The organism is Patescibacteria group bacterium, from assembly GCA_041651155.1.
Classification (GTDB): Bacteria; Patescibacteriota; Patescibacteriia; order CAIXNZ01; family CAIXNZ01; genus JAPLYF01.
Genome location: JBAZJU010000001.1, coordinates 78273 through 91815, shown reverse-complemented (window position 1 = coordinate 91815; position 13543 = coordinate 78273). Strand labels below are relative to the sequence as shown.

Genomic DNA, 13543 nt, shown 5'->3' with positions numbered 1-13543 from the left:
TTATAACAATTTCTATTCCCTATCAGTAAACACCACCAGCCGCTGGGAATAACTTTTGGCAACTTTATTCCATACTCCGTCACAAGCAATAAGGTTAAGGTGCGCTTTCCCGTCATTTGAAACAAACACATCTGTAGCGTCAGCATGCGACTCATACCTTCGGCTTTCACGCACTACGAAAGTTGTAGTCACCCCCTGATCATCTTCAACAAATATTTTATCGCCTTGTCGTAATTTATATAAATTATCAAATACTGCTACTTCCCCATTTTTCCTGCCATCATAGTGTCCGCCAAAAACAGCAGTGCCATTATCCCCCGGGCGCTGCCCCAATTCATACCATGCTACATCATTCAAGCTTTTGATCATATCCATTGCTCCAACAGAAGTAAGCCCCACTTCCTTAACAGCTGCATCAACATTTATTCCTGGGATTATAAGACGCTCTGGCCTGCCTGCAATAGCGACAGGCAACCGAGAACCTGCTTGTTCAGAATTTGTAAGAATTGCACTATTGTCCACAAGCGGTTCTAGGCTGCTCTGAATTGGGGTTATGGGAATTAAATAAATGAGAGTATTTATCCTTACCAATGTTTTGGGGCCTACCCTGCCATAACCGGTTGTCTTAGGCGTTCCTGAGGAAACGATTCCTTGCGCGGTTTGAAATTTTTGTATTGCCGATTCCGTATAAGAATCAAAATATCCCGTAACAAGACCGGAAGGATAAATGTCTGTATCCGCAGCAAGATATGTCTGAAGTTCAACAACATCTGATCCGCTGGAACCGAAATCCAACTGGCTGTTTATCTCTGCTTTGGCATTCTTAATCGCGAAAAACGAGACAAATAGTAGTGCGACTATTAATCAACTAAAAAAAAGACCTTTATGCGTCATTTTTTGTAGTTTAATTATTTTATACATATGATTTTTATTAAAACTTAAATAAATGTTAAACGCATTGATTACATGGTCATCATTCTTATATAAATATAGCCGTTAGAGTGCATTTATTATTACAATTTGCTATATCTATTAAATACCTTAAGTGCTATGCTTAAGGCCTAAATAACCGTTTTAAGAGAGCTTGACTTAAATACCATGCAAATGTTATTAAACGTGGCCAATCTTGGCTAAATGAGACCATATGACCCCAAAACAGGAAAAACATCAACAAGCAGTCTTGGCAACAGCCCACCACGACTACTCAAAAAAGCTTAATGCATATGCCTTTTTCAAGGTGCGCAATAGCGCGATCAGCGAAGAATTGGTGCAGTCCACTTTTACAAAAACATGGTCTTACTTAATAAAAGGAGGGACAATTAACAGAATGAAGGCTTTTCTTTATCATATTCTTAATGACCTCATTATTGATGAATATCGCAAGCGTAAAACAACATCACTTGATGTCCTTCGCGCCAAAGGTTTTGAACCAAGCACTGACGATTCCCAACGTCTTTTTAATTTTTTAGATGGACAGTCAGCTCTCCTTTTATTTGCGCGTCTTACTAAAAGATATCAAAGGGTGATGAGTCTGAAGTATGTGCAAAATTTGTCACTAAAAGAAATATCTCAAATCACAGGACAATCAATAAATAACATAGCTGTGCAAGCGCATCGAGGACTTGAAAAACTTAAACTATTATATAATCCTGCTTAATATCAAAACACAAACTAAAACCCCGGCTTTTACCCGGGATTTTTTATTTAAAATAATCTTACTCAGTTTTAAATTATTCTCTATCAGTAAATACCACCAACCGATTTGAATACAACTTTGTTTTTTTATTCCAAGTGCCAACGCAAGTAATTAGATTTAAATGGGATTTTCCATCAGTTGAAATAAAAACTTCAGAGGCGTCTGATTTCAATGTGTAAGTTTTAATTTCCCGCACCACAAAAGTAATTGTTGTTCCTTTGTCATCTTTAACATACAACTTATCGCCTTTTGCTAATTTATTTATATTATCAAACACTGACCTTTGCCCAGTTATCCAAGGGCCATAGTGCCCAGTAATCACTGCGTTGCCATTTTCTCCAGGACGCGGCCAGACATTAAACCAGGCTACTGTTAAAGGTCCCTTTGGCACTCCAACTGCTCCCTGACGCGTAAGTCCGACCGAATCAACAGCAGCATCAACCTTGATTTTTGGGATTTTAAGACGTACCGGCAAACCAGGGCTGGCCTTTTCTTGTTTCGGAGGGGCAACCGCATTTTCATTTGGTTGCGCAGAACTACTTTGGATTGATCTATTCGGAATCAAATAAAAAAGAAGTGCAAGTGAAAAGGCAAAGACAGCAAGGACAAAAAATAATTTGGCGTACGTTGACAAAGCTCCTAATGTTTTTGCTTTTCTTTTAACTTGTTTTGACCTGCCTTTCGCACCTCTTTTAAAATTTTTCAATTTTTTTAATGATTTTTTCGTTCGTTTTATTTTTGCCATAACTGCTCATCATACTATAAGAGCCAGACAAACTATTGCCTGACTCTTATTTACTAATTTATCTTTAATTATCTAGTTTGTTTTTTTCGCGCAAAGAAAAAATAATTCAAAACAGCAAGAATTCCAATCGCCAGAACAATGAAAACCGCCAAATAAGCTCCTACTGGATTATAGCCGGTATTTGGCAATGCCGGAACTAAAGCAGCCACCACAACAGTAGCAGTCGCAAGATCCCTGACTGTCAGGCCATTGGCTTCACCAGATGCAATAGCAACATTGGTAGTAGTTTTAGTCAAGTTGGTTCTACAAGTATAAGTCCAGGTTTCAGTGGTATCAAGCTTTGAATCACCATTGGTATCGCCAGAAATATAGGCCATCGGACTGCACTTATCATCAGTGAGCTTAACATTGCTTAAAGCAACTGTACCCGGATTAGTAATTTTTTCCGTATAAGTGACCATTCCACCTTTGGCCAGCAATGAGAGCGGATTTGGAACTTTTGTCACGTGGATCAATGGGGGCACTGTAGGTGAGCCAACAACAACCGTAGCACTGGCAACATCAGTTGCGCTTATGCCATTAGCCCAGCCAGTTGCAACCACGTTATTAGTATGAGTTTCTGTAAGAGTAGTGGAGCACTTATATATCCATGTTTCAGTTAAATCAAGTTTGGCATCAGAATTAACATCGCCGGAAGATAAGGTTATTGGACTGCAAGTATCACCTACCATGGTTACATTGGACACAGGGACTGTGCCAATATTAGTAAGAGTATAGGTATAAGTAACTGCTCCCGAACCTGTTGGCAGAGCTAGAGGACTAGGGACTTTAATGACATCAATTAGAGGCGGGACAACTACAGGCACTGTTTTGAAGGTATTAGTGACAATGCAGAAAAGAACTTCAGCTGGCTGGAGGTATGTAACACCGCTTGAGTCACAATCGCCGGAAATTGTTTGAGTATAATTAGGATCAATAGTTTCAGATATAGTATACATATTAGATTGTGCTGGCAAAGTATAAGTTGTACCAGAAACAGCTGGAGTGCCATTGATAAACAATGGAAAATCAGCAACAATCTTGGTTCCGCCAACGACTAATTTGACAACATTAATTGTACCTGTGTATGAAACAGAACCACCCGGTACAGGCGGAACTACGCAGGTTGGTACTGTAATTGTATCTGTATCAGCCGTAACTGTTCCGCCATAAGCCAAAGCTCTTCCTGTCCAATTTACAGTATTACCGATGGTAATACCGGCAGCATCAATGACAGTTCCTACGAAAGTTGAGTTAGCGCCGATAGTTGTAGCCGCAATTGGAGCCCAAAAAACATCACAGGCTGATGCGCCAACTAATGCAATAGTTGAATTGGCTGCTGGATTAAGCGCGCCAGCTGGCCTGAAAATATAAGTTCCAGAGCCACTAAGTGTTACTGTCGTGCCTGTAGTAATATTCATTGTGCCAGTACTGGAATAACAACCAGGGGTAAAAGTTCCAGGAGGAAGAGGTCCAGCACCATCAATATCAATCGCGTCTAAAGCAACAATTGCACCAATAGATGTACAAGGTTGAATATTAAGACCATCAACAACATTATTTAAAGCAGCGTTTTGAGCTGTGCCTGCCGTGGTCCTAGCAGCATTATTAACCTCTGTGTTACCAGTAACTACTAATGAAGCACCGCCACCTGGAAATGCCCCAACATAGCCAAGAACGCTTGTGCCTGCAACACCAGTAATAGTTGTCAGCCCAACATTATAATTAAAAGTGTCGGCTAAAACACCATAAGTTGCTGCATCTCCTAAAGAGGGAGAGGTTGCTGCCTGCGCAGTCATTGGCCCACTCAGACCAAGCGCAAAGGAAACAGTCAAGACACCAATGACTGTTACTATTAAACTCATTTTAAATTTTTTCATAATTAAATAATACTTAATTAAATATGTAAAAATTAATTATTTTTAAGACCTTTGTACGCTTTAACCCGCATCTTCACCTCTAGCTCTTATTGCTCCTATAATTTTTATATATTATACCATTTTTTCGCCATTTCTGCAGAAAAATCCCCTGTGGATAAGTTTTTACAACAAAATTTACCCTATCTTTTAGAAAAGGTTTTTTATTTATCCGGTATAAGGAGCTTTTTCATTTTACAAACAAAATCAATTGGTATGTAACGCACTTAAAATATCTTTTCTCCTCTGATCAATCGGACCACGATTATAATGATCGCAATAACCAGAAGTATGTGGATTAATCCTCCCATGGTATAAGAAGTGATTAAGCCAAGAAGCCAAAGAATGATTAAAATGACTGCAATTGTAAGCAACATAATTTTTTTATATTAATTATATTAGTGCTAAACATATCTTTAAACTAAACAAATCAAATAAGCTAAGAAGCTCGCTGTTCGCGGGAAAATATTCGTATTAGCTTAACAATGCCCAAAGCCAAAACAGCGTACACAATAATTGCGACTAGCGTTGACGGTTCAAAAACTGCAGTTGTTTCTATGCCTTGAGTATACCCGCTGTGGAATATTCCTACAAAAGGCAAAATAAAAATTCCGCTTAAACCATAGATAAAACCCACAAAGGCGCTTGTTATACTTGCTCCTGTCAGTTTAAGAATAAGCCGGAAAACTAAGAGTATATCCAACGCTCCAAAAAAGAAAAAAACTAAATATTCGGCCATCTGAGAACCAGTTGCTTTTTCTTTAACTGGATTTGTGACGCCTCCTTGGGTAGGTGTTGTCTCTTTTAGATTATTTTCCATATTTTTAAAGTTCTTTAATTAAAATTAATTATTTTTAAGACTTTTCTTATGCTTTAATCCCCATCTCCGCCTTTAGCTCTTATAGCTCCTATAACTTTTTATATTATACCATAAAAATGAAAAATCCGCCCATTACCAGACGATTTTTTTATTACTGGAAATATTCGTAGATTAGTAGCAGATTTGTAAATTAGGATCCTAAAATTCGTAGCAAAAAAGGGACGAAATTAATCGTCCCTTGGAATTATTTTATAATTCTGCTATTTAAGCTTCGGGTGGAGGAGTTTCTTTACCCTTGCCTTTCCCTCCTTTGCCTGCGACTTCCTCGGCCTTAGTTTTAATCGCTTCCAGTCCGGCGGTAGCGGCGGCAATACCGGTTCCGGCCAGCTTTGCCAGCTCAGGACTGCCATCATTCATGCCTTCGAGCAACTGACTGATGCCCAACCCTTTGGTAAAGAGTGCGGTCATCTCAGCCAGAGTTTTGGGATCGCCGAAAATGTTGAAGTCGCCTTTGCTCATGAATTGAGCAAAGGCCTTGGCCATTTCCACGCCAACCACTTGTCCGGCCGAGATTTTGGCTTTAAAGATCTCCAGCTTAATCGCTGCCTCTTGATACGTATCCTGGGCCTTGAGTTTTTCAGTCAGGACCTCAACGGACTTGCGGTCAACTTCAACCTGCTCAGAGGCGACCTGAACCGGTACGATTTTTACGGCCCTGTCTCCTTCGGCCTCTTTTTGCTTGGCAACCAAGCCAGCATCAGCCAAACGAATCTGGGCTTGAGCCTGATTTTCTGCCGCAGTTTTATCTGCTTCTGCTTCTCTGGTCTTGGTGTATGCAGCCGCATCAGCAATCTTTTGCTGCTTGATCAGATTTTGCTGACCTTCCTGCTCGGCTGCAATAACTGCTTGATCCTTGTTGCGCCGGGCAATTTCCAGAGTCGCAGCTGTCGTCACTTTTTCCTGAGCTTCCCGAGCCTTGGCTTCGGCTATGCGCTGATTCGCTTGTGCTTCCGCTCTTTTTGCTTCAGCATCAGCGATCGCAACATCTTTCTCTCTATTGGCGACATCAACTGCCTGAGTCTTGGTTACTTCTGCAGTAGCAACTGCTTGAGCTTGTTTTACCAGCTCTGCATCTTTCTGGAACTGCGCAGTCTGGACTGCCTTTTCGCTTTCCACTTGGCGCGTTTGTACGGCCTGATCCTGTTCAATCTTGAACTGCTGGATATCTTTTTCCTTTAGGGCCTGCTGATTGGCGACTTTGGCTTTTTGGTCTGCCTCGGCAAAAGCCTGATCCTGCTGTTGAGCCAAGACGCTCTTCCTGGTTTCAACGTCTTTCTGCGTGATTTGCAGTTCAGCTTCCCTTTCAATCTTATTCCTCTGGATTTTCTGTTCCTGCACGATGGATGCGGCTTTTTTCAAGCCCTGGGAATCAAAGACATTATCTTCCCGCAGGTTTTTCGGATCAGTCATGTCCAACCGGGAAATGGTTACTGTTTCCAAGACCAAGCCGTTGGGCTTAATGTCTTTGGTTACAGCTTCCTGAACTGCGGCCGCGAATTTATCGCGTTCCTGATGCAGTTCATTCAGATCCATGGTCGCTGCCACTGTCCGCAAAGCAGAAACCAATTTTTCCATCAACCGATCTTTGATCGTGGAAGCGGTCATGGCGTCGCGGCCCAACGTGGTGGCTGCAGCTGTCACGCCGTCTTTGTCCTTTTGCACGCGGATGTAAAATTCAGCTGTTACATCAGCTCGCAAATAATCCTTACAAATTAATGCCAACTGACCGCTGCGATCAACCTCCAGCTTCATGGTTTGCAACGATACTTGAATAATCTCATGGATAACCGGCACAACAATCGCACCACCGTCAATAATCACTTTGGGTTTGCCTTGGCCTGTGCGGTAAAAAGCCACATCAGCCGCTGTTTTGACATAGAGTTTGGCAATGGTCACCAAAATGGCGCCAATGATCAAACCCAGAATGCCGAACACACCAAGCACTAACTGGATTGTCCAGCCCACCTTGAGAAAAAACGGACCGATGATTAGAGCCAGAGAAATGAAAATCAGTCCTCCGGCAAACGACGCTATGCTCCTCTTACTGTCCATGCTTACTTCTCCTCCTTTTTTTCTTGGCATTTCTTCCTCATACTCTTCACGTCTATGCATCTTTTCCTCCTTTTAACCTTTCTTCTTCTTTTTTCAAATCTGCCAATTCAGGCGGCAAAACTGTGACAAAAAAAGCGTCACGCTGTTCATCCCAATTAACCAGCAGTATTTGCGTATTACCTGGGATATAAACTCCACCCGATGTATAAGCAGCGTATTGCTGCAAATTACCGAATTGATCCGTGACTCTGATTGTGCCGTGATCTTGATCAATTGGATATAATGATTCACCGACCTTACCCACTAAATCTTTTACCGTGGTGGTAAAGGTTGAAGTTTTCGGCATTATCCTGGCAACTGCTTTGGCCACATAACCAGTGGCAAAAACTGCAATGATCAGCGTGGCCAGAAAAACCGGCGGGAAAAACAGAAACGGTGTTCTTAATATTGTCTGAGCAAATGCTGTCAGCATATAGCCGACAAATCCCCAGACAAAACAGAATGTCATCATAATAATGGAAAGCGGGACTTTGCCAATACCCATGAGCAGGGCAACTTTCCAAAACAAGCTGTCCTGATCGGACTCAACATCATGCCCGTGTTCAGCGTCATGATCAGTGCCACTATCTGCATCGCTATCAGCATCGCACTCAATGTCATGATCAATGTCGTGATCAATGTCTTGATCCACGTCATGGTCAAGCCCGGTTTCGCCCAGGCCAATGGTCTGCAGAATCAGCAGTATGACACCCAGACAAAACGGGACAACATAGATTAGGTTGTACCAGTACATCAGAACTTTTAACTCCATGCTATTCCTCCTCTCGTTTTACTTTTACATTACCACCTTTAAAGTAGTAGTTGTAAACAAAATGGATGCCAATAAAGCAGCCCAAAGCAGTGGCAGCTGTTTTAAAACTGACAGCAGAAGTGAAAAACAAAAGTAAAGTCGCCAAAAGAAGATATAAGACATACTCGCTCTTTTGGCTTACGCTGGCAATCAATGGCTTTAAACTCTGATCAATTATTCTGTAAATGAACAAAATAATTAAACAGATAAAGGCCAGCAAAATAACCAGGGCTGAAATTTTCACTATCTGCTGAAATTGCAGAGAACTGCCTTCAACCAGAAACACGCTGAAAAACTTGTTAAGAAAGTCAATCAGGATGCTTAAAAACTCCTTTAAGTTAGCATATTTTTCCACTTCTATACTTCCTCCTTTTTCTTTGTTTTAGTTGTCAAATTACATATTAAAATACCCGTTTACGGGTAACAATACACCTTAACATAATTTTAAAAATTGTCAAGCATTTTTTGATCTGACGGCAATTTAGACAACATTTGAAAAAAACAAAAAGACCGCCCATTTCCAGACGATCTTTTTTTATATTATATTTGTATATCTGTATAAATCTGTAATCTGTAGTTTACATCATACCCATTCCGCTCATATCCGGCATACCGCCGCCATGAGCATGTTCATCTTTCTTTTCCGGCAAATCAGTCACTACTGCTTCGGTTGTTAAAAACATGGCTGCTATTGAAGCTGCATTTTGCAGAGCTGATCGAGTTACTTTTGTCGGATCAATAATGCCGGCTGCAACTAAATCCTCAAATTTATCTGTTTCAGCATTGTAGCCATTATTGCCAGTTAATTTTTTAACCTCTTCAGCAATCACAGAACCGTCTTTGCCTGCATTGTAAGCAATTGTTTTTAACGGCTCTTCCAATGACTTTCTTAAAATATCAATGCCGATTTTTTCTTCGCCTTCAGCCTCAGTATTATCTAAAACTAAACGACTGCGTAAAAGAGCGACTCCGCCGCCTGGCACAATACCCTCTTCCACAGCAGCTTTAGTCGCTGCCAGCGCATCTTCAATCCTGTGTTTCTTTTCTTTAAGTTCAGTTTCAGTGGCAGCACCGACTTTAATGACAGCTACTCCGCCGGCTAATTTGGCCAAACGTTCTTGTAATTTTTCTTTATCAAAATCAGAATCAGAAGTTTCTAATTCTTTTTTAAGTTGTTTAATTCTTTCATCAATGGCTGTTTTATCGCCTTTGCCATCAACAATCGTGGTGTTTTCTTTGGTCGCCACAATTTTTGCAGCCAGGCCCAAATCTTCAATTTTAACATTTTCTAATTTCAAACCTACTTCTTCACTAATCACCCGCCCGCCTGTTAAAACAGCGATATCATCTAACATTGCTTTTCTGCGATCACCAAAGCCAGGCGCTTTCACTGCCAGAGTATTAAATGCCCCGCGCAATTTATTAACTACTAAAGTTGCCAAAGCTTCGCCGTCAACTTCTTCAGCGATTATGACCAGTTCCTTTTTGCCCATTTCAGCCAATTTTTCTAAAATAGGCAGAATATCTGCCACAGCTGAAATTTTTTTGTCAGTAATTAAAATATGGCAATCTTTATATTCAGCTTCCATGCGATCAGGATTGGTAATCATGTAAGCAGACATATAGCCTTTATCAAATTGCATGCCTTCAACTAATTCCAGCTCCATGCTAAAACCTTGCGATTCTTCAACTGTGACCACGCCATCTTTGCCAACCTTATCCATTGCTTCAGCAATCATCTTGCCAATTTCCGTATCATTGGCAGAAATAGAAGCAACCTGAGCAATTTCTTCATTGCCAACTATGGGCTTGGAAATATTTTTCTTTAATTCTTCAATAATTGCTACCACACCTTTCTCAATGCCGCGTTTTATGGCCAAAGGATTTGCGCCAGCAGTCACATTTTTAATGCCTTCATTAATCATGACCTGGGCCAGTAAAGTCGCTGTGGTGGTTCCATCACCGGCAACATCGTTTGTCTTGGAAGCAACTTCTTTAACCAGTTCAGCGCCAATGTTTTCAAATTTATCTTCTAATTCAATCTCTTTAGCCACTGTCACTCCGTCTTTGGTAATTGTTGGCGCGCCAAAACCTTTATCCAGAACAACATTGCGTCCTTTTGGACCCAAAGTGATTTTGACTGTATTGGCTAATTTATCAACCCCCCGCTTCAAGGCCTCGCGGGCCTTAACATCATATAAAATTTGCTTACTCATATTTTCAAAAAATTAAAAATTAAAAATTAAAAATTATTGAATTATCGCAAGAATATCCTCCTCCTTTATCACCATCAAATCTTCATCCCCCGGCAGTTCGTCCGGTGAATATTTTTTAAAAATAACCTTATCCCCGACTTTAACAGACATTGGCGCTCTAGATCCATTTTCCAAAAGTTTACCAGAACCTACGGCCACAACTTCGCCTTTTTCTGGCTTTTCTTTGTCAACCGTGTCAGGCAAAATAATGCCGGCCTTGGAAACTTCATTGCCATTGATTGGCTTGATTAAGACGTGATCGTTTAAGGGTTTGTACATAGACATAATTTTAAATTTAATTTTATACCCCACTTTAGTGGGTTACGATGAGATTAAATGACAAACATCAAAATCCAAAGGACAAAATAAATTCAAAACCCAAATATCAAATACTAAAATTTTGAATTTTATATTTTATTATTATTTTGCCTTCGCAAGCCGTAGTTTGCTAGGGCAAACGAAGGTTTGTTATTTGTGCTTTGTCTTTTGATATTTTAAACCTATTGGCAGTCCCCCGTTCAAAGTACTAAAAATTACCTTTTTACTATTAAATTAGCTTATATAATTAGCCAAACTTTGTCAAACAAAAAACGGCCAGCAATGCCAACCGTTAAAAACTATATTTTAAAAATTGGAAAATTAATATTCTAATTTAATATCAAGCTTTTCAGCGATAAGCTGGCACCATCTTTCATGACGGTTAAGCTTACTATCCTAGCCACCATTTCTTGATAGCAGTCATCCACCTTCTTAGCATACTTATCAATAGAATCAACAAGGCGATTAAATTGACCTTCTAATCTACTAAAATCTTCCTTGGTTGCCATTGTTTCTTTAATATTAACAATTTCAATACTAAGCTTAGATGAATCTTCCTTGGTAGCAAAAATTCCCCTTTGCGCTTCTATTATTTTTTGTATATCTTCATGGGTCAGCATAAATAAAAATTATTTTATCTAACGATTATATTTTATCTAAAAATTCATTTAAAGTCAAATAAAAACCCTTTTGTATTAATAATTTATACCCTGCTTTAGCAGGCCTGGCTTCGCCAAGGCGAGCCCACTAAAGTGGGGAATAATTTTTTATCTTCCCAGGCAAATCTTTAAAAAATAGCTTATTTTAGCCCCAAAGGGGCCCTTTCAGGGCCAATTTCTAACAAAATAGCCCACAAAACCCTTGACTTTTTTATAAAAGTATGCTATTATATAAACAGTAATTTTACAACACCCAATTCATTTTGGGTTAAAAATATAAATGAAAACCAGCCAAAAGGCTAAGAATAAACCAAAAATTTCTAAAGGAGGAAAAAAATGAGCCGAAACTTAGGTGCGACCGCATGCGTTCATTGCGAACATCCAGTGGAACTGTTAGAAGAACCAAGACCCATAACCGAAAAGGAAGCCGGCGTTTACTTTGACAACAAATACAAAGGAATGCTCGTTGCCGAAGCGCGATGCCCTATCTGTCTGGCCAAATATCTGGCCTGGATAGACGATACCAACTCAATCCTTGTAAGAAGGGAACCGGAAAAATATTCACCGAGAAAGGCCGACTATGGAAAGGTCTTTGACCTGAGCTATCTTTCGACTTTTGATGACGAACCAGGAGATGACGATCTGCCAATTTATGATGTAGAGGTCATCACCACCTGGCACCGCGTCGCAAAAATCAGGTGATACACAAACAACCCCGCGGGCGGTCTGCAAAGATCGCCCCACTCATCCCAGGACGGAATAGTTTCGAGTAAATTATTTCGTCTTGAGACGAGGATAGTAAAGGGCTTTGCCCTTTTTGAAAATTAAATACGAAAAATTTTCTAGGAGGAAATATGTTGAGGATTCATGAACAAATATTAGAGCCCTATGGATGCTGTGAGGAGTGTGGTGAAATTCCACTTTCAGTGTGCGAAGAGTGGCCAGATCTGGAAAGTGAGTCACCGCGGATGCAAATGTACCATAATCATGCTATTCCCTGGGGGATGGTTACATTATCAAACCTATGTATTGTTAGGCCGATCGAAGGTGAACGTGAAACGACCTTAACGTGGGATATTGAGGAAGTAAATTCTGAAGAAAAAACCCTGGCCACGCTTTTCAAGATGCTAGTTGCTGGCGTCATGCAATCAGATGCTTCTGATATCCATGTTGAAGCTGAAGATAAAAGCCTTTCCGAATATCGTATTATCCATAATTGTGATGTGAAAAATCTTCGAGTTGAAACCTTCTACATCACTGTAAAAAAGGTTAATAACGATATTATCTTCGTTTCAGGCACATATGAATGTGAAGATGCTGATGACGAGGAAGAAGAATTTATCGAGCTTCGGTCTGATCCAGGCCCATTACCTCTACATCCACAGGAAAGTGAAAAAATCATCACGAAGATTCTTGGGTTCATTCAAAAATATCGCAACTCTTAAGGTTTTAAATTAAGAAACCCTTTGCGATGTGTAGCAATCGCTGACAAAGCTCGCGGGCGGTCTTAACGAAGATCGCCCGCGACATAGGGGATCCAACGATCCCCCCTCATCTCAGGACGGGATGGTCTCTAGTAGATCATTTCGTCTTGAGACGAGGATAGAAAAAGAGCTATGCTCTTTAAAAAAATTTCAAAGGAGGAAAGATGGAAATCTATAAAACTGAAATCGTACCATTTGGCCGATGCAAAAGATGCGGGAGAGAAATCCCTCTTTCCCAATGCAACGAAGGCCATGATGGTGTACTAAAACATCGGAAAAGACACGTCGTAGAAAAAATCGGAAACCGAGAAGTCCAAGTTTTTACTGGTTGGGAAATTGAGGAGGGAGATTCTGAAGATAAAAAACTTTCCCAATATCACCTTAACCATACCAGACAGGGCAACTTTGAAATGCGGAGTTTTTACTCCGTAAGAATCAAAAATGAAAACGACAAAATTGTTTTCGTTTCGGGAAGGGTCAGATATGAAGACGATGACCCGGGAGAAGATTCTAAATCAGGGCCTTACCCAATTACATCGGGTGAAGATGATGATACAATCACAGAGATCATCAACCTGATTGAAAAGTACAATCAAAACCTCGAGCCGAACGAATAGCATCGGCAAATTCATACAGGGGATCTTCCGAT

At 40.4% G+C, this 13543-nt stretch carries 15 protein-coding genes; 4 read left to right on the top strand and 11 right to left on the bottom strand.

What is annotated here, in order from left to right:
* Positions 1–12 precede the first annotated feature (12 nt).
* Positions 13–522, bottom strand: coding sequence for a class F sortase (locus WC460_00475; GenBank protein MFA5187820.1), 510 nt, complete (start codon positions 520–522; stop codon positions 13–15).
* Positions 523–1144: 622 nt separating this feature from the next.
* On the opposite strand from WC460_00475, the gene WC460_00470 reads away from it, so the two are divergent.
* Positions 1145–1657 (top strand): RNA polymerase sigma factor, encoded by a 513-nt coding sequence (locus WC460_00470; GenBank protein MFA5187819.1) that lies wholly within the window; start codon positions 1145–1147, stop codon positions 1655–1657.
* 73 nt (positions 1658–1730) lie between these two features.
* Here WC460_00470 and WC460_00465 read toward each other — a convergent pair whose 3' ends face one another.
* From WC460_00465 to WC460_00420, 10 genes are all read right to left on the bottom strand, one after another.
* Complete coding sequence (locus WC460_00465; protein ID MFA5187818.1) at positions 1731–2441, bottom strand: class F sortase; 711 nt, start codon at positions 2439–2441, stop codon at positions 1731–1733.
* A gap of 68 nt (positions 2442–2509) precedes the next feature.
* On the bottom strand, positions 2510–4360 hold the full coding sequence (locus tag WC460_00460; GenBank protein ID MFA5187817.1) for an ice-binding family protein: 1851 nt from the start codon (positions 4358–4360) through the stop codon (positions 2510–2512).
* Positions 4361–4623: 263 nt separating this feature from the next.
* Positions 4624–4773, bottom strand: a complete 150-nt coding sequence (locus WC460_00455) for a lmo0937 family membrane protein (protein MFA5187816.1) — start codon at positions 4771–4773, stop codon at positions 4624–4626.
* A gap of 62 nt (positions 4774–4835) precedes the next feature.
* Positions 4836–5216, bottom strand: coding sequence for a YggT family protein (locus WC460_00450; protein ID MFA5187815.1), 381 nt, complete (start codon positions 5214–5216; stop codon positions 4836–4838).
* A gap of 264 nt (positions 5217–5480) precedes the next feature.
* The gene (locus tag WC460_00445) at positions 5481–7388 is read right to left on the bottom strand and encodes an SPFH domain-containing protein (GenBank protein MFA5187814.1); all 1908 of its coding nucleotides are present in this window, start codon (positions 7386–7388) and stop codon (positions 5481–5483) included.
* Positions 7381–8139 (bottom strand): hypothetical protein, encoded by a 759-nt coding sequence (locus WC460_00440; GenBank protein ID MFA5187813.1) that lies wholly within the window; start codon positions 8137–8139, stop codon positions 7381–7383. The genes WC460_00445 and WC460_00440 overlap by 8 nt, the downstream gene beginning before the upstream one ends.
* Before the next feature lies 1 nt (position 8140).
* On the bottom strand, positions 8141–8533 hold the full coding sequence (locus tag WC460_00435) for a hypothetical protein (protein MFA5187812.1): 393 nt from the start codon (positions 8531–8533) through the stop codon (positions 8141–8143).
* Positions 8534–8756: 223 nt separating this feature from the next.
* Positions 8757–10394, bottom strand: coding sequence for a chaperonin GroEL (groL, locus tag WC460_00430; protein MFA5187811.1), 1638 nt, complete (start codon positions 10392–10394; stop codon positions 8757–8759).
* Positions 10395–10427: 33 nt separating this feature from the next.
* On the bottom strand, positions 10428–10712 hold the full coding sequence (locus tag WC460_00425; protein ID MFA5187810.1) for a co-chaperone GroES: 285 nt from the start codon (positions 10710–10712) through the stop codon (positions 10428–10430).
* A 368-nt stretch (positions 10713–11080) separates the two neighbouring features.
* Positions 11081–11371 carry a hypothetical protein gene (locus tag WC460_00420; GenBank protein ID MFA5187809.1) on the bottom strand — a complete coding sequence of 97 codons (291 nt, stop codon included), beginning with the start codon at positions 11369–11371 and terminating at the stop codon, positions 11081–11083.
* Between the two features lie 375 nt (positions 11372–11746).
* Here WC460_00420 and WC460_00415 point away from each other — a divergent pair, with 375 nt between their 5' ends.
* The 3 genes from WC460_00415 to WC460_00405 all read left to right on the top strand — a co-directional run bounded on the left by WC460_00415 (position 11747) and on the right by WC460_00405 (position 13511).
* On the top strand, positions 11747–12112 hold the full coding sequence (locus WC460_00415; GenBank protein MFA5187808.1) for a hypothetical protein: 366 nt from the start codon (positions 11747–11749) through the stop codon (positions 12110–12112).
* 155 nt (positions 12113–12267) lie between these two features.
* Positions 12268–12855, top strand: a complete 588-nt coding sequence (locus tag WC460_00410; protein MFA5187807.1) for a hypothetical protein — start codon at positions 12268–12270, stop codon at positions 12853–12855.
* Positions 12856–13058: 203 nt separating this feature from the next.
* Positions 13059–13511, top strand: coding sequence for a hypothetical protein (locus WC460_00405; GenBank protein MFA5187806.1), 453 nt, complete (start codon positions 13059–13061; stop codon positions 13509–13511).
* The last annotated feature ends 32 nt before the right edge of the window (positions 13512–13543 follow it).